Source organism: Bradyrhizobium sp. Ken64 (assembly GCF_055807555.1).
The window spans coordinates 387,650-407,374 of the sequence record NZ_JBVVPA010000001.1 but is presented as its reverse complement, the minus strand read 5'-3'; the positions used below and the strand labels follow the sequence as shown (position 1 = coordinate 407,374).

At 64.5% G+C, this 19,725-nt stretch carries 22 protein-coding genes; 16 read left to right on the top strand and 6 right to left on the bottom strand.

The window, feature by feature from the left end; all coding sequences use genetic code 11:
* Positions 1-55: 55 nt before the first annotated feature.
* The 11 genes from AC0L2F_RS01985 to AC0L2F_RS01935 all read left to right on the top strand — a co-directional run bounded on the left by AC0L2F_RS01985 (position 56) and on the right by AC0L2F_RS01935 (position 8,046).
* The gene (locus tag AC0L2F_RS01985) at positions 56-652 is read left to right on the top strand and encodes a superoxide dismutase (RefSeq protein ID WP_007615200.1); all 597 of its coding nucleotides are present in this window, start codon (positions 56-58) and stop codon (positions 650-652) included.
* 184 nt (positions 653-836) lie between these two features.
* The gene (locus AC0L2F_RS01980; protein ID WP_473247307.1) at positions 837-1,448 is read left to right on the top strand and encodes a permease; all 612 of its coding nucleotides are present in this window, start codon (positions 837-839) and stop codon (positions 1,446-1,448) included.
* Entirely contained in the window at positions 1,445-1,945 is a 501-nt protein-coding gene (locus AC0L2F_RS01975) for a hypothetical protein (RefSeq protein WP_007615196.1), read from the top strand. The genes AC0L2F_RS01980 and AC0L2F_RS01975 overlap by 4 nt, the downstream gene beginning before the upstream one ends.
* A 43-nt stretch (positions 1,946-1,988) precedes the next feature.
* Complete coding sequence (locus AC0L2F_RS01970; protein WP_007615194.1) at positions 1,989-2,237, top strand: hypothetical protein; 249 nt, start codon at positions 1,989-1,991, stop codon at positions 2,235-2,237.
* A gap of 2 nt (positions 2,238-2,239) precedes the next feature.
* Positions 2,240-2,995: a metal ABC transporter ATP-binding protein gene (locus AC0L2F_RS01965; RefSeq protein ID WP_007615192.1), complete on the top strand. Its 756-nt coding sequence runs from the start codon at positions 2,240-2,242 to the stop codon at positions 2,993-2,995.
* A gap of 6 nt (positions 2,996-3,001) precedes the next feature.
* Positions 3,002-3,871, top strand: coding sequence for a metal ABC transporter permease (locus tag AC0L2F_RS01960; RefSeq protein ID WP_007597190.1), 870 nt, complete (start codon positions 3,002-3,004; stop codon positions 3,869-3,871).
* A 5-nt stretch (positions 3,872-3,876) separates the two neighbouring features.
* Positions 3,877-4,740 (top strand): metal ABC transporter solute-binding protein, Zn/Mn family, encoded by an 864-nt coding sequence (locus AC0L2F_RS01955; RefSeq protein WP_473247306.1) that lies wholly within the window; start codon positions 3,877-3,879, stop codon positions 4,738-4,740.
* 59 nt (positions 4,741-4,799) lie between these two features.
* Positions 4,800-5,843 (top strand): CobW family GTP-binding protein, encoded by a 1,044-nt coding sequence (locus AC0L2F_RS01950; protein WP_473247305.1) that lies wholly within the window; start codon positions 4,800-4,802, stop codon positions 5,841-5,843.
* Positions 5,843-6,862, top strand: a complete 1,020-nt coding sequence (locus tag AC0L2F_RS01945; RefSeq protein ID WP_473247459.1) for a WD40 repeat domain-containing protein — start codon at positions 5,843-5,845, stop codon at positions 6,860-6,862. Before AC0L2F_RS01950 ends, AC0L2F_RS01945 begins: the two co-directional genes overlap by 1 nt.
* A gap of 30 nt (positions 6,863-6,892) precedes the next feature.
* Positions 6,893-7,609 (top strand): MgtC/SapB family protein, encoded by a 717-nt coding sequence (locus AC0L2F_RS01940; RefSeq protein WP_007615187.1) that lies wholly within the window; start codon positions 6,893-6,895, stop codon positions 7,607-7,609.
* 101 nt (positions 7,610-7,710) lie between these two features.
* Positions 7,711-8,046: a hypothetical protein gene (locus tag AC0L2F_RS01935; RefSeq protein ID WP_473247458.1), complete on the top strand. Its 336-nt coding sequence runs from the start codon at positions 7,711-7,713 to the stop codon at positions 8,044-8,046.
* Positions 8,047-8,158: 112 nt separating this feature from the next.
* On the opposite strand, the gene AC0L2F_RS01930 is transcribed toward AC0L2F_RS01935, so the two are convergent.
* From AC0L2F_RS01930 to AC0L2F_RS01910, 5 genes are all read right to left on the bottom strand, one after another.
* Entirely contained in the window at positions 8,159-9,601 is a 1,443-nt protein-coding gene (locus AC0L2F_RS01930; protein ID WP_007615186.1) for a homospermidine synthase, read from the bottom strand.
* 44 nt (positions 9,602-9,645) lie between these two features.
* Positions 9,646-10,035 carry a RidA family protein gene (locus tag AC0L2F_RS01925; RefSeq protein WP_007615185.1) on the bottom strand — a complete coding sequence of 130 codons (390 nt, stop codon included), beginning with the start codon at positions 10,033-10,035 and terminating at the stop codon, positions 9,646-9,648.
* Positions 10,036-10,169: 134 nt separating this feature from the next.
* Positions 10,170-10,757 (bottom strand): GNAT family N-acetyltransferase, encoded by a 588-nt coding sequence (locus tag AC0L2F_RS01920; RefSeq protein WP_007615175.1) that lies wholly within the window; start codon positions 10,755-10,757, stop codon positions 10,170-10,172.
* Positions 10,758-10,887: 130 nt separating this feature from the next.
* Entirely contained in the window at positions 10,888-12,030 is a 1,143-nt protein-coding gene (locus AC0L2F_RS01915; protein WP_007615165.1) for a type III PLP-dependent enzyme, read from the bottom strand.
* A 666-nt stretch (positions 12,031-12,696) separates the two neighbouring features.
* A complete protein-coding gene (locus AC0L2F_RS01910; protein ID WP_473247304.1) occupies positions 12,697-12,951 on the bottom strand; it encodes a hypothetical protein in 255 nt (84 codons plus the stop codon).
* Between the two features lie 135 nt (positions 12,952-13,086).
* Here AC0L2F_RS01910 and AC0L2F_RS01905 point away from each other — a divergent pair, with 135 nt between their 5' ends.
* From AC0L2F_RS01905 to AC0L2F_RS01895, 3 genes are read left to right on the top strand one after another with little or no spacing between them, the layout of a single operon-like run.
* On the top strand, positions 13,087-15,168 hold the full coding sequence (locus AC0L2F_RS01905; RefSeq protein ID WP_473247303.1) for a M3 family metallopeptidase: 2,082 nt from the start codon (positions 13,087-13,089) through the stop codon (positions 15,166-15,168).
* Entirely contained in the window at positions 15,168-15,806 is a 639-nt protein-coding gene (locus tag AC0L2F_RS01900; RefSeq protein WP_473247302.1) for a DUF1007 family protein, read from the top strand. Before AC0L2F_RS01905 ends, AC0L2F_RS01900 begins: the two co-directional genes overlap by 1 nt.
* Positions 15,803-16,897, top strand: coding sequence for a nickel/cobalt transporter (locus AC0L2F_RS01895; protein ID WP_473247301.1), 1,095 nt, complete (start codon positions 15,803-15,805; stop codon positions 16,895-16,897). Before AC0L2F_RS01900 ends, AC0L2F_RS01895 begins: the two co-directional genes overlap by 4 nt.
* A 105-nt stretch (positions 16,898-17,002) precedes the next feature.
* Here AC0L2F_RS01895 and AC0L2F_RS01890 read toward each other — a convergent pair whose 3' ends face one another.
* Complete coding sequence (locus AC0L2F_RS01890) at positions 17,003-17,401, bottom strand: MAPEG family protein (protein WP_007615161.1); 399 nt, start codon at positions 17,399-17,401, stop codon at positions 17,003-17,005.
* Between the two features lie 80 nt (positions 17,402-17,481).
* Here AC0L2F_RS01890 and hemH point away from each other — a divergent pair, with 80 nt between their 5' ends.
* Complete coding sequence (gene hemH / locus AC0L2F_RS01885) at positions 17,482-18,519, top strand: ferrochelatase (RefSeq protein ID WP_473247300.1); 1,038 nt, start codon at positions 17,482-17,484, stop codon at positions 18,517-18,519.
* A gap of 25 nt (positions 18,520-18,544) precedes the next feature.
* The gene (locus tag AC0L2F_RS01880; protein ID WP_473247299.1) at positions 18,545-19,519 is read left to right on the top strand and encodes an ABC transporter substrate-binding protein; all 975 of its coding nucleotides are present in this window, start codon (positions 18,545-18,547) and stop codon (positions 19,517-19,519) included.
* Positions 19,520-19,725: the final 206 nt, after the last annotated feature.

Below are 19,725 nucleotides of genomic sequence, written 5' to 3'. Positions count from 1 at the left end.
TTCTATAAGGGGTGACCGTTAAGTCTCGTTCCCCCATCAGTCGCGGACAACACCCATGACCTTTACGCTGCCCCCACTCCCCTACGCCTATGACGCCCTCGGGCAATTCATGTCGAAGGAAACGCTCGAATTCCACCACGACAAGCATCATCAGGCCTATGTCACCAACGGCAACAACGCGCTCAAGGGCACCGAATGGGAAGGCAAGTCCCTTGAGGAGATCGTCAAGGGCTCGTTCGGCAAGAACCCCGCGGTGTTCAACAATGCCGGCCAGCACTACAACCACATCCATTTCTGGAGCTGGATGAAGCCCAATGGCGGCGGCACCAAGCTGCCGGGCAAGATCGAGAAGAAGATCAACGAGGACCTCGGCGGGTTCGAGAAGTTCAAGACGGACTTCCAGGCGGCCGGCGTCGGCCAGTTCGGCTCCGGTTGGTGCTGGCTCCAGGTCAAGAACGGCAAGCTCGAGATTGCCAAGACCCCGAACGGCGAGAATCCGCTGGTGCACGGCGCCACCCCGATCCTCGGCTGCGACGTCTGGGAGCACTCCTACTACATCGACTATCGCAACCGCCGTCCCGACTATCTGAAGGCGTTTGTCGAGAACCTCGTGAACTGGGAATACGTCGAGTCCCTGTTCGACAAGGCCTGAGTTAAGCCTCATCGGAATAGCGAAAGGCGGTCGCTCGTGCGGCCGCCTTTTTGCTGTGCGGAATTCGCACTTCGCCCGCATGGCCCTGCGCGACGTGCGCATCGCTCCCGTCATCGTACTGTTTGCATCGCATCTGCGGCGCCCTTAATCAGGACGGGCATCACCCTCGAGCCGAACGCGCCCGTTGTCAGAACCCTCCCCGAAAGACCCGGCGCCCGCCGAGGACGCGGACTCCGAGCCGCGGCCGGGTCGCGTGCGCAAGCCGATCGGCTGGTCGACCATCATCATCGCAGCGCTGGTGGCGGTGAGCGCGGGTCTGGTCTGGCGGCGTGACGGCACCGACGGTGTTCTCGAAATCCTGACCCACGATCTCTCGCTGTTCGGCGGCATCCTGCCGCGCGTGCTGGCCGGCTGCCTGCTCGGTGCGTTCATCTCCGAGATCCTGCCGCACGAGAAAGTCTCGCGCGCGCTCGGGCCGAAATCCGGCCTGAAAGGCCTTCTGATCGGCACCGCCTTCGGCGCGATCCTGCCCGGCGGTCCCTTCACCGCCTATCCCGTGGCGAGTGCGCTGCTCGCGGTCGGCGCCGATTTCGGTGCCACCATCGCCATGGTCGTGAGCTGGACCCTGATCGGCTATGGCCGAGCAGTGGCCTGGGAAATCCCGATCATGGGGACCGACTTCACGTTGTGGCGCATCGTCATCTCGCTGCCGTTGCCGGTGCTCGCAGGCGCGCTCGGCCGCTTCGTCTATGTCCGGCTTTATCCGAAGCCGGCCATCAAGGTCGACGAGACGTGAGCGCCGCGCTTCTGATCGACATCCTGTTGTGGGGCTCTGTGTTCGGCGTCGGCCTGATCGCCTTTCGCCGCGGCCCACCGGTTTTCAAGGCCTCGCTTCGCGAAGGCTCGATGGACTTCATCAACATCGTGCCGCGGATCGCGCTGGGGGTGATCGGCTCCGGCTACATCGCCGCCATCATCCCGCAGGAGGTGATCAGCGGCTGGCTCGGCCCGGACAGCGGCTGGCTCGGGGTCGCGACTGCCGTGATCGCCGGGGCCGCGACGCCCGGCGGCCCGGTGATCGGCTTCTCCATCGGTACGGTGGCGCTGAAATCAGGCGGTGGGGTGCCGCAGGTGGTTGCCTATGTCGTCGCCTGGGCGCTGTTTGCCTTCCAACGGGTAATTTTGTGGGAAATTCCGTTCATGCCGGCCCGTTTCGTCTGGTTCCGCTGCGCAGTCTCGGTGCCGTTCCCGTTCGTCGCCGCCGCCATCGCCATGGTGATCGGCAAGCCCTGAGCCCGGCGTGGACAGGGGTAACGTTATAATATAACGTTCCGACATGGTTCCCGCCGCGTCCCCAGCCCATCATCACGACCATCATGGCCATTCCAATGACCACGGGCATTCGCATGGACACGATCACACCCACGCGCATAACACCCACGCCCATGTCCACGATGCGGCCTCTCCGCATCCGGCTCAGGCGGCGCATTGGTCGATCCTGCGCATGACGATGGCCGCCCGCCTCGCGGCCGCGCTCGCGGTCTGCGCCGTGCTCTGGGGCGTGGTCTTCCTGGCGATGAGGTGACCATGGCGGCGCTGCATTTCCACAACGTTACGCTCGGCTATGACCGCCATCCGGCCGTGCACCACCTCAACGGGGAGGTCGCGCCGGGCGCGCTGCTGGCCGTGATCGGCCCGAACGGCGCCGGCAAGTCGACGCTGCTGCGGGGCATCGTCGGCATCCTCAAGCCGCTCGACGGCAGCATCCATATCGGCGGGCTCGACAGCCGCGATATCGCCTATCTGCCGCAGAGTGCGGAGATCGACCGCAGCTTCCCTATCTCGGTGTTGGACTTCGTTGCCACCGGGCTGTGGCGTGGGACCGGCCTGTTCGGCGGCATCGGCAAGGCGGCGCGCGAAAAGATCCTCCGCGCGATCGCTTCCGTTGGGCTCAACGGTTTCGAAAACCGCCCGATCGGCACACTCTCGGGCGGCCAGATGCAGCGCGTGCTGTTCGCGCGCGTGCTGCTCCAGGACGCCCGGCTGATCGTACTCGACGAGCCCTTCAACGCCATCGACAGCAAGACCACGGCCGATCTGCTGGCGCTGGTGAAGCACTGGCATGGCGAGGGCCGCACCGTGCTCGCCGCACTGCACGACATGGAGATGGTGCGCACCCATTTCAGCGAGACGCTGGTGCTGGCGCGCGGGCCCGTGGCGTGGGGGCCGACGGCGGAAGTGCTGACGCCGGAAAATCTGATGGTCGCAATGAGGATGTGCGAAGCCTTCGACGACAGCGCCGCCGCCTGCTCGGCCGATGATGCCCGCTCACGTGCGGCTTGATATCCGATGCTCTATGACGCGCTGATCGGCCCGTTCACCGAATTCGAGTTCATGCGACGTGCGCTCGCGGCCGTCATCGCGCTGTCGCTCGCGGGTGCGCCGATCGGCGTGTTCCTGATGTTGCGGCGGATGAGCCTGGTCGGCGATGCCATGGCGCATGCGATTCTTCCCGGCGCCGCTGTCGGTTTCCTGCTCTCGGGTCTCAATCTGTTCGCGATGACGGCCGGTGGCCTGATCGCAGGCTTTGCCGTCGCGATCCTCGCAGGCCTCGTCGCGCGCTCGACCGGGTTGAAGGAGGATGCCTCGCTGGCGACCTTCTATCTGGCCTCGCTGGCGCTGGGCGTGACTATCGTCTCGATCAAGGGCACCAACATCGACCTGCTGCACGTGCTGTTCGGCAATATTCTCGCGATGGACGACCAGACGCTGCTGGTCGTCGCCTTCAACGCCACGGTGACGCTGCTGGTGCTCGCCGTGATCTACCGGCCGCTAGTGATCGAGAGCGTCGATCCCTTGTTCTTGCGCACCGTGAGCCGGGCTGGCGGGCCTGCGCATCTGGCTTTCCTCGCGCTGGTCGTGATCAACCTCGTCAACGGCTTTCAGGCGCTCGGCACGCTGCTCGCGGTCGGTCTGATGATCCTCCCGGCCGGCATCGCGCGGTTCTGGTCGCGCGATCTCACCGTCATGATCTGCATTGCGGTCGTCGCTGCCGCCGTCTCCGGCTATGCAGGTCTCGTGCTGTCGTTCCAGACCCGTGTGCCGTCGGGCCCTGCGATCATTCTGGTGGCGAGCGCGCTCTACACCGTCTCCGTCCTATTCGGTCGGGTCGGCGGTGTCGTCAGGCAACTATTTCCCGGCCGGCATCTGGAAGCGTGACAGCGATGCGGCGCATCCTGCTTTGTGTGCTTTTGCTGATTGCCTCGCCGCTGCATGGCGCGGAGCAGCTCAAGGTCGTCGCGAGCTTCTCGATTCTCGCCGATTTCGTCCGCAATGTCGGCGGCGACCGGATCAATCTGACGACGCTGGTCGGGGCCGACAGCGACGTCCACGTCTACACGCCCGCGCCAAGCGATGCGAAGCGGATCGCGGACGCAAGGCTGGTCGTCGTCAACGGACTTGGTCTCGAGGGTTGGCTGCCGCGCCTCGTGCAGTCCTCGGGCAGCAAGGCGCAGGTGATCACCGCGAGCGCCGGCATCGCGCCGCTCAAGCTCGGCTCTGCCGCAGACCCGCATGGCTGGCAGTCCGTCCCCAACGCGAAGGTCTACGTCACCGACATCGCCAATGCGCTGGCTGCGGCCGACCCTGATGATGCGGAGTTCTTCCGCGCCAAGGCCAAGGCCTATCTGGAAAGGCTCGAAACGCTCGACCGCGAGGTCCGCGAGGCCGTGGCCAAGATCCCGCAAGAGCGGCGCAAGGTGATCTCGACCCATGACGCCTTCGGTTATTTTGCCGCCGAATACGGCGTCCAGTTCATCGCGCCCTTGGGCGTCTCCACGGAAACCGAGCCCAGCGCGCGGGACATCGCCACCATCATCGGCCAGATCAAGGCTCAAAAAATACCAGCCGTGTTCCTGGAAAATATCAGCGACGACCGGCTGATCCGGCGGATCGCGGCGGAGACCGGCTCAAAAGTCGGCGGGACCCTGATTTCGGACGGTTTGACCGGCGAAAAGGGGCCTGCACCCACTTACATTGATATGGTCAGGCACAATATAAAGGCCCTGACCAGCGCGCTTGACCACTAGGGCAGGGGCCACCCCGCCCCGCCTCGCGTCGCGCGAAAAGCCCGAAGTCCGGAGTTGTTATGTCTGAAGCGACCGCCCCAAAAATTCCCGTGACCGTCCTGACCGGCTATCTCGGTGCCGGCAAGACCACGCTGCTGAACCGCATCCTGTCGGAAAACCATGGCAAGAAGTACGCCGTCATCGTCAATGAATTCGGCGAGATCGGCATCGACAACGACCTCATCATCGGCGCCGATGAGGAAGTGTTCGAGATGAACAACGGCTGCATCTGCTGCACCGTGCGCGGCGATCTCGTGCGCATCATGGAAGGCCTGATGAAGCGCAAGGGCAAGTTCGACGCCATCATCGTCGAGACCACCGGTCTTGCCGATCCGGCACCGGTGGCGCAGACCTTCTTCGTCGACGAGGACGTGCAGAAGAACGCGCGGCTCGACGCGGTCGTGACGGTTGCGGACGCCAAATGGCTGTCCGACCGTCTCAAGGACGCGCCCGAGGCCAAGAACCAGATCGCCTTTGCCGACGTCATCGTGCTGAACAAGACCGATCTCGTCACCAAGGGCGAGCTTGCCGAGGTCGAGGCCCGCATCCGCGCCATCAACCCCTATGCGAAGCTGCACCGCACCGAGCGCTGCTCGGTGGCTTTGGCCGACGTGCTCGACCGCGGCGCCTTCGACCTCGATCGCATCCTCGACATCGAGCCGGACTTCCTGAATGCCGATGACCACGACCATGATCACCATCATCACGGCCACGACCATCATCACGATCATGATCACGGCCACGGCCTGAAGCACTATCATGACGAGGACATGCAATCGCTGTCGCTCAAGACCGACAAGCCGCTCGATCCGAACGTGTTCATGCCCTGGCTCCAGAATCTGGTGCAGGTGGAGGGCGGCAAGATCCTGCGCTCCAAGGGCATCCTCGCCTTCCACGACGACGACGACCGCTACGTCTTCCAGGGCGTCCACATGATGCTTGAGGGCAACCACCAGCGGAAGTGGAAGGACGGCGAGCCGCGCGAGAGCCGTCTCGTCTTCATCGGCCGCGAATTGCCGCAAGACCTCATTCGCCAGGGTTTTGAGAGCTGCATCGTCTCGTGATGAAAGAGTTTACGCCACCCGCCGATTCCGCCTCGATCGTCTCCGTCACCGAGCGCGTCAAGCCGCTCGCGCTCGGGATGGTCGTGACCTCCGTGCATTTCCTTGGCAACCGCGCCGCCTTCGTCGGCGGCGAGGAGAATGTCGCGTTCGTGGATGGCCAGGGCGAGATCAGCAAGGTCGCCGTGCACAGCGGCGGCATTCTCTCGGCCGCCTCCGATGGCAAGCGCCTCGTGATGGGCGGCGACGATGGAAAAGTCGTGTCGCTCGACACCAAGGGCGAAGTGACGCTGCTTGCGACTGACCCGAAGCGGCGTTGGATCGATGCAGTGGCGCTGCATCCGGATGGTGCCTACGCCTGGTCGGCCGGCAAGACCGCCTTCTTCAAGAGCGGCAAGAGCGAGGAGAAGTCGCTCGAGGTGCCCTCGACCGTGGGCGGCCTCGCCTTTGCGCCGAAGGGCCAGCGTCTCGCGATTGCCCATTACAACGGCGCGACGCTGTGGTTTCCCAACATGGCGGGATCGGCCGAATTCCTGCCCTGGGCCGGCTCGCATCTCGGCGTCACTTTCAGCCCGGATAACAAATTCCTGGTCACCACGATGCACGAATCGGCTCTGCACGGCTGGCGGCTTGCCGACAACAGGCACATGCGCATGACCGGCTATCCCGGCCGCGTCCGCTCGATGTCATGGAGCGCGGGCGGCAAGGCGCTGGCGACCTCGGGCGCCGACACCGTCATCCTGTGGCCTTTCGCAAGCAAGGACGGCCCGATGGGCAAGGAGCCCGCGATGCTCGCGCCGCTGCAGGCGCGCGTGTCGGTCGTCGCCTGCCATCCAAGGAACGACATCTTCGCGGCCGGCTACAGCGACGGCACCGTGCTGATGGTGCGGTTGGAGGACGGTGCCGAGATCCTGGTCCGCCGCAAGGGCACCCCGCCGGTGGCCGCGCTCGCCTGGAACGCCAAGGGGACTCTGCTGGCGTTCGCCGACGAAAATGGCGACGGCGGTCTGCTGGAGCTTTAAGCTGTCATCGTTCTGACCGTAGATGGGGCCATGCGGTTTCTGACGACCTTCCAGATCGCTGACTTTGCGGACACGCTGGTCAGCCTGTTCACGGCCTTCGTGCTGGGCACACTGATCGGCGCCGAGCGGCAGTATCGCCAGCGCACCGCGGGCCTGCGTACCAATGTGCTGGTCGCGGTCGGCGCCGCCGCCTTCGTCGATCTCGCCATGCACCTGACCGGCGCTGACGGCGCGGTGCGGGTGATCTCCTACGTCGTCTCGGGCATCGGCTTCCTCGGCGCCGGCGTCATCATGAAGCAGGGCATGGACGTGCGCGGGCTCAATACCGCGGCGACGCTTTGGGCTTCGGCTGCGGTCGGCTCCTGCGCCGGCGCCGACATGGTCGCGCAGGCCGCGGCGCTGACGGTGTTCGTGATTGCCGGGAACACCATGCTGCGGCCGCTGGTCAACGCCATCAACCGCATCCCACTGAACGAGAAGACCTCCGAGGCGACCTATTACTTCAAGCTCGCGGTCGCACCGGACGCTTTGCCCGACATGCGTGACCGGCTGGTCGAGAAGCTTGAGGGCGCAAAATATCTGGTGGCCGATATCGACATGGTCGAAACCGGGGACGATCTGATCGAGATCGTGGCAAAGCTGGTCGCGACCGCCGTCGATCCGAACGAACTGAATGCGGTGGCGACCGATCTCCAGCACCTCCCCGGCGTCCGCCACGCCACCTGGGAAGTCAGCACCACGGATTGAGCGCGGCGATGGGGCGCGCAGGCGTCGGGTTCCGGCGGCCATTGGCAGGGAACCGCAGACCGGCGATTTCGTTGATCCCGAGGACAAAGGCGGTGATCGACATGCCCGGCCAATATGACAAGCGCAGACTGAAGCTCGACATGATGGTCGCCTGCTCGCTGTTCGCAGCCGGCGTTGTGGTGTCAGGCATGTCGCTGGCGCAAATCCGCGCCGAGACCCGGATGCAGACCGCCCAGGCGACGCCCCCCCTTCAAGGCACGCCGTCTTCCGATCAGAACAAGCCCGCGGAAGCCAAGCCCGGCGGCGACCGGCCGACCACGCCCGCCCCAGAGCCCGCGCGGCCCGACCCGCAGACGCAAGGCGCTGCCGGCGCGGCGAAACCAGCATTGCCGCCGGCGCCGGCCGAGAAGATCGCGCCGCCGATCGAGAGGAAGTAGCTCCCCGCCAGTTGTGGCGTCAGGGCCGGGCTTGTCCCGGCCATCCGCGTTCTTGGCTTCGCGAGAAAAAAGTGCGTGGATGCCCGGGACAAGCCCGGGCATGACCGCACAATCACCGCACCAGAACGTTCCGGAACTGCCAGGGATCGCTCGTGTCGATATCTTCCGGGAACAGTCCCGGACGATCCGTCAGCGGCGTCCAGTCGGTGTAGAAGCCCTTCACCGGGCCGAGATACGGCAGCTGGATTTCCAACAGACGATCGAAATCCATCTCGTCGGCTTCGACGATGCCCTCGTTCGGGTTTTCGAGCGCCCACACCATGCCGCCGAGCACGGCGGAGGTCACTTGCAGGCCGGTGGCGTTCTGATAGGGCGCGAGCTTGCGGGTCTCTTCGATGGAGAGCTGCGAGCCGTACCAGTAGGCATTGTTGTCATGGCCGAACAGCAGCACGCCGAGCTCGTCGATGCCGTCGACGATTTCGTTCTCGTCGAGGATGTGGTGCTTTTCCTGCATCTTCGCGGCGCGGCCGAACATTTCGTGCAGCGACAGCACGGCATCGTCAGCCGGATGATAGGCGTAGTGGCAGGTCGGCCGATAGACCGCCGTGCCCGATGCATCGCGCACGGTGAAATAGTCGGCGATCGAGATCGACTCGTTGTGGGTGACGAGGAAGCCATACTGCGCGCCGCGGGTCGGGCACCAGGTGCGCACGCGTGTGTTGGCGCCGGGCTGCATCAGATAGATGGCAGCACCACAGCCGGCTTCGTGAGTCCGCGCATTTTCGGGCATCCATTTTTCATGAGTGCCCCAGCCGAGTTCTGATGGCTGCACGCCTTCCGACAGGAAACCTTCCACCGACCAAGTGTTGACGAAGACATCCGGCTCTTTCGGCTTCTTGGAGCGCTGGGTGTCGCGTTCAGCGATGTGGATGCCCTTGATGCCGGCTTGTCGCATCAAGTCCGCCCATTCGGCTTTGGTTTTCGGCTTGGGGGCATTGAGCTTCAGATCGGCGGCGACGTTGAGCAGCGCCTGCTTCACGAAAAACGAGACCATGCCGGGATTGGCGCCACAACAGGAGACGGCCGTCGTCGAGCCCGCGGGGCGCGCCTTCTTGGCGGCCAGCGTCGCCTCGCGAAGGGCGTAGTTGGAGCGCGCCTCCGGGCCCTTCGACGAATCGAAATAGAAGCCGAGCCAGGGCTCGTTGACGGTGTCGATATAGAGAGCGCCGAGCTCGTTGCAGAGCTCCATGATGTCGGTTGAGCCGGTGTCGACCGAGAGATTGACGCAAAAGCCCTGGCCACCGCCTTCAGTGAGCAGCGGGGTCAGCAACTCCCGATAATTGTCCTTGGTCACGCCCTTCTGGATGAAGCGCACATTGTGCTTCTCGCAATGCGCTTTGCGACCCTCGTCCTTGGGATCGATCACGGTGACGCGCGACTTGTCGTAGTCGAGATGCCGCTCGATCAGCGGCAGTGTGCCTTTCCCGATGGAGCCGAAGCCGACCATGACGATGGGACCGGTGATCTTCGCGTAGATCTGCGAGGCGGGGCTCATGGGATGGTTTCTCCGGAACGTGCTGGCGAACAAAGGATGGGGGATCAAGCGTTACGGCGCTTGGCGGTGACTTCGATCTCGACCTTCATCTCGGGCTTGGCTAGGCCGCTGACGACCAGCAAGGTCGCGGCCGGCCTGATGTCACCGAGAACGTCGCCGCAGACAGCGAAATGGGCATCGATATAGCTGGCGTCGGTGACGTAATAGGTCGCACGGACGATATCGGCCATCTCGAATCCGCCCTCCTGCAGGGCGGCTTCGATGGTCTTGAAGCAGTTGCGTGACTGGCTCGTGACATCGGCCGGCATCGTCATCGTTGTGTAGTCATAGCCCGTGGTTCCCGCAACGAAGGCGAACTCGCCGTCGATCACGGCGCGGCTGTAGCCGACGGTCTTCTCAAGCGGAGAGCCGGTGGAGATCAGGCGACGGGACATGGTCGTGGGCCTCGACTGAAGGGGGCGTTTGGCGGGTTAAAGGGCGTTTCTCAGCCCCGCGCAACCCTAAAGCAAAGGGCACGCGCGAGCATCTCCGCTCGGCGCGGCTTTGGTATTGCGATCATGGCAATCCCTTACGCCGCGCGCGCCTCGAGGCCGCGAACTACCCTCCGTTTGGGCAGGGTCGCGCCAGTCGGGACGATCATCCCCGCGGCGCCATCCAGCGCACCGGCCTGGAATTCGATCGCCAGCAGGCGGTCGCGCTCGAACGGGCCGGGCAGCGACAGCTCGCCGGTCCTCTCATGCGAGAATCCGAAGCGGGCGTAGTAAGGTGCGTCGCCGAGCAGGATCACGGCGGCATGTCCGCGCGCCCGGGCGGCAGCCAGCGCTTGTTGCATCAGCGCGGCGCCGATCCCGAGCTCGCGGCAGGCAGGGTCCACCGCCAGCGGTCCGAGGACCAGAGCGGGCCTGCCTCCGGCGCTGACGTGCCACAGCCGCACGGTTCCCACGAGTTTCCCCTCGCGCATCGCGGCCAGCGCAAGGCCGGCAGCGGGTGCGCGTCCGTCACGCAGGCGCTGGCAGGTGCGGCCATGGCGGTTCTCGCCAAAGGACGCATCGAGCAGCACTTCACGCATCGCAACGTCGGCAGCACGCTCGCTGCGGATCGCGAACGGAGCGGCTTTCGAGGTGGGGTCAACCTGTGTCTTCCGAAGAGCAGTCATGGCGCGTCAGTCCCCGCTTGAAACCGACGTGCGCAAAGCACGCCGGTCCAAGGCGTCGTCAGATCGAAATGTCAGGGAGGGAGCCGGCAAGCCGGCTCCCGGGTTCGTCAGGCCTCAGACGAGAGGCGGATCAGATATGATAGGTCTTCAGCGGCGGGATGCCGTTGAACGCCACCGCCGAGTAGGTTGACGTATAGGCCCCGGTGCCTTCGATCAGCAGCTTGTCGCCGATCTCGAGCGTCACCGGAAGCGGATACGGGTTCTTCTCGTACAGCACGTCGGCGCTGTCGCAGGTTGGGCCCGCGAGCACGCACGGCGTCATGTCCGCGCCGTCATGCGGGGTGCGGATGGCGTAACGGATCGACTCGTCCATGGTCTCGGCGAGACCGCCGAACTTGCCGATGTCCAGATAGACCCAGCGCACCTCGTCCTCGTCGCTCTTCTTCGAGATGAGCACGACCTCGGATTCAATGATGCCGGCGTTGCCCACCATGCCGCGGCCCGGCTCGATGATGGTCTCCGGAATCTGGTTGCCGAAGTGCTTACGCAGCGCGCGGAAGATCGAGCGCCCGTAGGTCACCACCGGCGGCACGTCCTTCAGGTACTTGGTCGGGAAACCGCCGCCCATGTTGACCATGGTCAGGTTGATGCCGCGCTCGGCGCAGTCGCGGAACACCTGCGAGGCCATCGCCAGCGCACGGTCCCACGCCTTCACCTTGCGCTGCTGCGAGCCGACATGGAAGGAGATGCCGCACGGCTCCAGGCCCAGACGCTTGGCAACGTCGAGCACGTCAACGGCCATCTCCGGGTCGCAGCCGAACTTGCGCGACAGCGGCCATTCGGCGCCGGCGCAGTCATAGAGGATGCGGCAGAACACCTTTGCGCCGGGCGCGGCACGGGCGACCTTCTCGACTTCGGCGGTGCAATCGACCGCGAACAGCCGAATGCCGAGCGCGAAGGCGCGCGCGATGTCGCGCTCCTTCTTGATCGTGTTGCCGAAGGAGATGCGGTCGGGCGTCGCACCGGCGGCCAACGCCATCTCGATCTCGGCGACCGTCGCGGTGTCGAAGCAGGAGCCCATTGAGGCGAGCAAAGCCAGCACTTCCGGCGCCGGGTTCGCCTTGACGGCATAGAACACGCGGCTGTCGGGCAGCGCCTTGGCAAAGGTCTGGTAATTGTCGCGCACGACTTCGAGGTCGACGACGAGGCACGGTTCGGTGTCGAGGCCCTCGCTGCGGCGGTTGCGCAGGAATTCCTGGATACGGTCGGTCATAGCACTCTCCCAAACGGCCCAGCGACGGGGATCCGTTCAAAAAATGACGTCGGATAAGAGCGCTCCGGCCAGATCGCGCGATGGAGGCGCGACGAGCCAAAGACTCACATCAGACTGTGCTGCCGTGGATTGGTTGGGAATGTTCCCGCCCGCACACCTGGCAATGAAGGACAAGCCTTTTCAGTAGCCCGCGCCGGCGTTGGACTGCCGGTAGAGACCAAAAAAGCCCGATCCGTCGTTGCTTTAAGTCGCGTCCCCCGTTGAGAGCGGGGTGCGCCGGTTCGCCTCCGGCTGCCAGTCACGGTTGCAAAGAGCAAAGTCACCTTCGACAAGGCATCTCTTTGAGAGAGATGCTGGACGCTCCGGGTTTGCTTTCGTCTTCCGGCTATGAGCCTTCCAACTTCCACACTTCCGAAGAGCCCCTCGGCTTCTTCACCCCTTGGCGGCTGTCCGGCCTCTTGTCCGGATACCTACCGACTGACACACGACCACAGGCACGTGCGAAATTGGGCAATCCGCACATAAGTGTTTTGACTCTGGTTCGCAAGAGATTTTTTAGGCTGCGAGCAGAATTGCCTAACATCTGCTTGCGAAGTGTTGCGCGAGCGACGCGGAAGATGAACGCGCGTTAAGTTTCTGCGCGCGTGTCTCGGGCGCGAGGAAGTGTCAGCCGCGCTTCGTGAACGGCTCGACGCGCTGAGCGGCGCGGATGAAGGCAGTCATCACGAGCACGCCGAGCGCAAACAGCGTGGCCTGAAGGATATGCGTGCCCTGCTCGCCCAGCCCGAACAGGATCGCGAGCGCCCAGCCGCCGGCAAACGCCGCGCCGAACACCTCGGCGCCGATCAGGATGGCGGCGCTGATGACGGTGATGACGCTCGGCCAGACGATCCGACGGGAAGACGAGGAGGTCGCGTTCATGAGCTCAGGGGTCCTAGGCTTGGAGGGCCGCAATCTCCCCGAAAAGGCAGCCGGGAGCAAGGGCAAATGGCCCAAAAAAGCCCCATCGCGTGCTATAGCTGGCCGCAACAATCGAGCCACAAATCGGGACTTGTAATGTCAGAACCCCGCCAAACTACGGACTCCGAGACCAACCCGCTGCTGAAGGCCTGGGTGACGCCGTTTGCGACCCCGCCCTTCGACGAGATCAAGCCGGAGCACTTCCTCCCGGCCTTCGAGCAGGCCTTCGCCGACCACTCCGCCGAGATCGCAGCGATCACCAACGACCCGACCGCGGCCGACTTCGCCAACACCATCACGGCGCTGGAGCGCTCGGGCAAGCTGCTCAGCAAGGTCGCGTCGGTCTTCTACGACCTCGTCTCGGCGCATTCCAACCCGGCCATTCTGGAGATCGACAAGGAGGTTTCCTTGCGGATGGCGCGGCACTGGAATCCGATCATGATGAACGCCGTGCTGTTTGGCCGCATCGCCCAGCTGCACGAGAACCGCGCCAATCTCGGTCTGACACCGGAACAGCTCCGCTTGCTCGAGCGCACCTACACCCGCTTCCACCGCTCCGGTGCCGGCCTCTCCGAAGAGGCCAAGACGCGGATGGCGGAGATCAACGAGAGATTAGCCCAGCTCGGCACCAGCTTCAGTCATCATCTGCTCGGCGACGAGCAGGATTGGTTCATGGAGCTCGGCGAAGCCGACCGCCAGGGCCTGCCGGAGAGTTTTGTCGCCAGCGCCAAGGCTGCGGCAGAAGAACGCCGCATGGCCGGCAAGGCCATCGTCACCCTGTCGCGCTCCTCGGTCGAACAATTCCTGAAGAGCTCGGCCCGGCGTGACCTGCGCGAGAAGGTCTACAAGGCCTTCACCGCGCGGGGCGACAACGGTAATGCCAACGACAACAACGCGACCATCGTCGAGGTCCTGAAGCTACGCGAGGAAAGCGCCAATCTCCTGGGCTACCCGACCTTCGCGGCCTACCGGCTCGAGGATTCCATGGCCAAGACGCCGGAAGCGGTGCGCGGCCTTCTGGAGCGGGTCTGGAAACCGGCGCGGGCGCGGGCCCTCGCCGACCGGGACGACATGCAGGCGCTGATCACGGAGGAGGGCGGCAATTTCAAGCTCGCCCCCTGGGACTGGCGCTTCTACGCCGAAAAGCTGCGCCTTCAGCGCGCCAATTTCGACGACGCCGCGATCAAGCCCTATCTCGCGCTTGATCACATGATCGCGGCCGCCTTCGACTGCGCCACGCGCCTGTTCGGCGTCACCTTCGAGGAGCGCAAGGATGTGCCGGTCTGGCATCCGGACGTCCGGGTCTGGGAGATGAAGGGGCGGGACGGCAAGCACAAGGCGCTGTTCTATGGCGACTACTTCGCCCGGCCGTCGAAGCGCTCCGGCGCCTGGATGACCTCGCTGCGCGACCAGCAGAAGCTCGACGGCGAGGTCGCGCCGCTGATCCTCAACATCTGCAACTTCTCCAAGGGCGCGGATGGGGAACCCTCGTTGCTGTCGCCCGACGACGCCCGCACCCTGTTCCACGAGTTCGGCCACGGCCTGCACGGGATGCTCTCAAACGTGACCTATCCGTCGTTGTCGGGCACCTCCGTGTTCACCGACTTCGTCGAATTGCCTTCGCAGCTCTACGAGCACTGGCAGGAGCGACCGGAGGTGCTGCAGCAGTTCGCCCGCCACTACCAGACCGGCGAGCCGCTGCCGGACGATCTGCTGCAACGGTTCCTGGCCGCGCGAAAATTCAACCAGGGTTTCGCCACCGTCGAGTTCGTCTCCTCGGCACTGATCGATCTTGAATTCCACACCCAGCCGGCCTCCGCCGCGCAGGATGTCCGCGCCTTCGAGAGACGCGAGCTGGAAAAGATCGGCATGCCCGAGGAGATCTCGCTGCGTCACCGTCCGACGCAATTCGGTCACATCTTCACCGGCGATCATTATGCGGCCGGATATTACAGCTACATGTGGTCGGAGGTGATGGACGCCGACGCCTTCGGTGCATTCGAGGAAGCCGGCGACATCTTCGATCCCGCCGTCGCAAAGCGCCTGCACGACGACATCTACTCGAGCGGCGGATCGGTCGATCCGGAAGCCGCCTATGAGGCCTTCCGCGGCCGGCCGCCGGAGCCGGACGCGCTCTTGCGCCGTCGCGGCCTGCTCGACGCCCCGAAGGCTGCCTGATGGGCATGCGGGCCCTGCTGGGGCTGCTGCTCGCCGTCGCCCTGTCGCTCGCGGCAGGCGCGGCGCGGGCGCATCCGCATGTCTGGATCACCGCGACCAGCGAGCTGCTCTACGCCCCCGACGGCACCATCACCGGCGTGCGCCACGCCTGGACTTTCGACGACATGTTCTCGGCCTATGCAGTGCAGGGGCTCGAGAGCAAGACCAAGGGCGCCTATACTCGCGAGGAGCTGGGGCCGCTGGCACAGACCAACGTCGAGTCGCTGAAGGAATACGCCTACTTCACCTTCGCGCGAGCCGACGGCAAGAAGGAGCGATTCCAGGAGCCGGTCGACTACTTCCTCGACTACAAGGATACCGTACTGACCCTGCACTTCACGCTGCCGCTGAAGAACCCGGTCAAGCCCAGGCAATTGGTGCTCGAAGTGTTCGACCGCTCCTTCTTCATCGACTTCCAGATGGCCAAGGACAATCCGGTCAAGCTGGTTGGCGCGCCCGCCGGCTGCCAGATGAAACTTGACCGGCCGAGCGACGGCACCGCGAGTGCCCAGAAGCTCAACGAGCAGACTTTCATGAACGGCGAGAATACCAATTTCGGCATGATGTTCGCCAACAAGATCACGGTGGATTGCCCTTGAAGCCGCAACTCACGCCTCTCGGGCGCGGGCTCGCCGTCTGCGCCGGCGTTCTTCTCGTCGTGGCCGTGGCCGACGCGGCGCTCCACGATCTCCTCGCGCAAAATCCGTTCGGCGCGCCGCGTTCGCCACAAGCCGCTCAGCCTGAGGCCGGCGGCCTGATCGGCTGGCTCTTGGCAAAACAGTCGGAATTCTATCGCCAGATGTCGGCGACGATCCGCGCCGCCAAGTCCGACGGCTCGGCGGTGTGGACGCTGCTCTTCATCTCGTTCGCCTATGGCATCTTCCACGCGGCCGGCCCCGGTCACGGCAAGGCGGTGATCGCCTCCTATCTCGTCGCCAATCGCGAGACCGCGCGGCGCGGCATCGTGCTGTCGTTTGCCTCCGCGCTGATGCAGTCGCTGGTGGCGATCCTGATCGTCGGTATCTCGGCCTGGGTGCTGAATGCGACCGCCAAGACCATGTGCAAGGCGGAAGGCGCGATCGAGATCGCAAGCTACGCGCTCATCGCACTGTTCGGCCTGCGGCTGGTCTGGGTCAAGGGCGGCACCTTCATCCGTGCGCTGCAGGCGGTTCAGCCGGTGCCGGCGATCGCGGGCGTGCCGCATGACCATCATGATCACGGTGACCACCACCACGATGCGCACGATCATCATGGTCACGATCATGCCCATCATCACCACCAGCATGATCACGTCCATGACGAGCATTGCGGCCATTCCCACGGGCCCACGCCCAGCGAACTCGCCGGCCCCGGTGGCTGGGGACGCGGCTTTGCCGCGATCCTGACCGTCGGCATTCGCCCCTGTTCAGGCGCGATCCTGGTGCTGGTGTTCGCGCTGGCCCAAGGCCTGTTCTGGGCCGGCATCGCCTCGACCTTGCTGATGGGGCTCGGCACCGCGATCACGGTCGCAGCCATTGCCGTGGTCGCCGTCTCCGCCAAGGACATCGCCGCCCGCCTGAGCGCCGGACGCGACGGCAACGGCGCACTGTTCATGCGCGGCATCGAATTCGCCGCCGCCGGCCTCGTGCTGCTGTTCGGTGCAGGCCTGTTGTTGGGTTACATCGCGGCCGAACGGACGACGTGTTTTTGAGCGGCAGGTGTTGTAGCCCGGATGGAGCGAAGCGCAATCCGGGATAGTGCCGCCGTGGAGGAATCCCGGATTACGCTTCGCTCCATCCGGGCTACGATCTCAAGCTCACACCGGCAAGAACTGCTTCAAGGCCGGCATGAAGAAGATCCCGAGATTGATTGCAAAGCCGATACTCCAGAGAATGGAGCGCAGCGTCGGGCGGTTGCCGAGATAGGTCAGCACATAGGCGATCCGTACGATCAGGAACAGCGCCGCGAGCTCGTCGATCAGGCGCTGCGGCGACTCCCTGTATTCGGCCAGCAACACCGCGAAGGCGAAGAACGGAAAGGTCTCGATGCCGTTCTGGTGCGCGCCGAGCGCGCGCTGCGCGATGGCGTCCTCGAAGAACGCTGGATCGCGCGGCCGCGAATTGTCGAAGCCACGAAATCTGATCCATTTGATCGAGACGATCGTTAAGAGATAGAGCAACAGCGCCCCGAAAACGCACCATTCCGCCAGCGTCATGGTTCTCTCCCCTGCGCACCGACCCTAGCGAAACCGGCCCAATCTTGACAAGTTCGGAACAACGCGCGACGCAACGGATCATGATGACAATCGCCCCCAGCCAGACCGCGATGCCGGCGACGCAGCCCGCCCCCTCGGGGGTCGGCGTACTCCTGGTCAATCTCGGCACGCCCGATACCGCCGACGCGCGCGGCGTGCGGGTCTATCTGAAGGAGTTCCTCTCGGACGCCCGCGTCATCGAGGATCAGGGCTTGATCTGGAAGGTGGTGCTGAACGGCATCATCCTGCGCACCCGCCCCCGCGCCAAGGCGCGCGACTATCTCAAGATCTGGAACACCGAGAAGAACGAGTCGCCGCTCAAGACCATCACGCGCTCGCAGAGCGACAAGCTCGGAGCCATGCTGTCGGACCGCGACCAGATCATGGTAGAGTGGGCGATGCGCTACGGTAATCCTTCGATCAAGTCGGGCATCGATGCACTGATTGCGAAGGGCTGCGATCGCATCCTTGCCGTGCCTCTCTATCCGCAATATTCCGCTGCGACATCGGCCACCGTCTGCGACGAGGTGTTTCGCGTGCTTGCCCAGCTGCGCGCGCAGCCGACGCTGCGGGTGACGCCGCCTTATTACGAGGACGAAGCCTATATCGAGGCGCTCGCCACCTCGACCGAGACGCATCTGGCGAGCCTGCCGTTCAAGCCGGAGCTGATCGTCGCCTCCTTCCACGGCATGCCGAAGGCCTATGTCGACAAGGGCGATCCGTATCAGGGCCAGTGCGTCGCGACCACCGAGGCGCTGCGCCGCCGGCTCGGAATGGACGAGACAAAGCTGCTGCTGACCTTTCAGTCACGCTTCGGATTCGACGAGTGGCTGCAGCCCTACACCGACAAGACCATGGAGCGTCTGGCGAAAGAGGGCGTGCGCCGTATCGCGGTGATCACGCCGGGTTTTTCCGCCGACTGCCTCGAGACGCTGGAGGAGATCGCGCAGGAGAATGCCGAGATCTTCGAGCACAATGGCGGCGAGCAGTTTTCCGCGATCCCCTGCCTCAACGACAGCGACCCAGGCATGAACGTGATCCGAACGCTGGTGCTACGCGAGCTCCAGGGCTGGATCTAGTGAGCCTGGATCCGAGGAGCGCCCCATGAACCGCCGCGAGGTTCTGGCGCTTCTTGGGGTGACCGCTGCGCTGCCGGCCTCGGTGCTGGCGCAAGCGAATGCGACGCGCCGGCTCGGCGTGCTCTCGGTCACTGCGGCCGACGATGCGATCGGGCAGACGCGTAGCGCGGTCCTGCTCCAGGCGCTTGCCGGCCATGGCTGGAAGGAGCGCGACAACCTCAAGATTGACTGGCGCAACGGCGGCGGCGACCGCGCACGGATCGCGCAATTCGCCGACGAACTTGTGGCACTCAAGCCCGACATCCTGCTTGCGGTCGGCACGCCCTCGGTCGAGGAGCTGCGCCGGCGCACGGCGACGATCCCGATCGTTTTCGCCGTCGTCACCGATCCCGTCAGCCAGGGCTTTGTCCAGAATCTCGCCCATCCCGGCGGCAATGTTACCGGCTTCACCGATTACGACGGCCCGCTGGCTGGCAAATGGCTGGAGATGCTGACGCAGGTCACGCCAAAACCGTCCCGTGTGTTCGTGGTCTACAATCCCGCCACCGCGCCGTTCGCGCCCCTGATGCTGGGTACGATCGAGGACGCTGGGCGCGCGCTCGATGTGACGGTGGAGTCCACGCCGGTCCATGACACGGCCTCGATCGTCGCCCTGGCTTCGCGGAAGGATGGCGGCCTGCTGGTGCTGCCGGACTTCTTCACCATGTCCAACCGTGCGCTTCTGCTGGCGGCCATCAATGAAGCGCGCGTGCCGGCGGTGTTCTGGAGCCGCACCTTCGTCGACGAGGGTGGCTTGATGTCCTACAGCACCGACAGCGCCGAGCAGCTCCGCCGCGCCGCCTCCTATATCGATCGCATCCTGAAGGGGGCACGGGCGGCCGACCTGCCGGTCCAAAATCCAACCACGTTCGAGCTGGCGATCAACTTGAAGACGGCCAGGGCGCTCGGCGTCACGCTTTCGCCAAGCCTGCTCTCAACCGCGAACGAAGTCATCGAGTAGGATTTGGCTGCGACCGCCGGCATGGCCGGATTCGTTAATTTCGTCGCTAGGTCTGCGCCAGCACGCTTTCAAGAGCGCCTCGCAAATACATAATCGCGACCATTCCCTCTCCCGGCGTCTTGTGTAGAATCGTGCCGATGCCGAAATCATCCACGACCGCTGAACACTAATCCTTTACTGAACCCTTTACTGAACCCCTGGGGTCG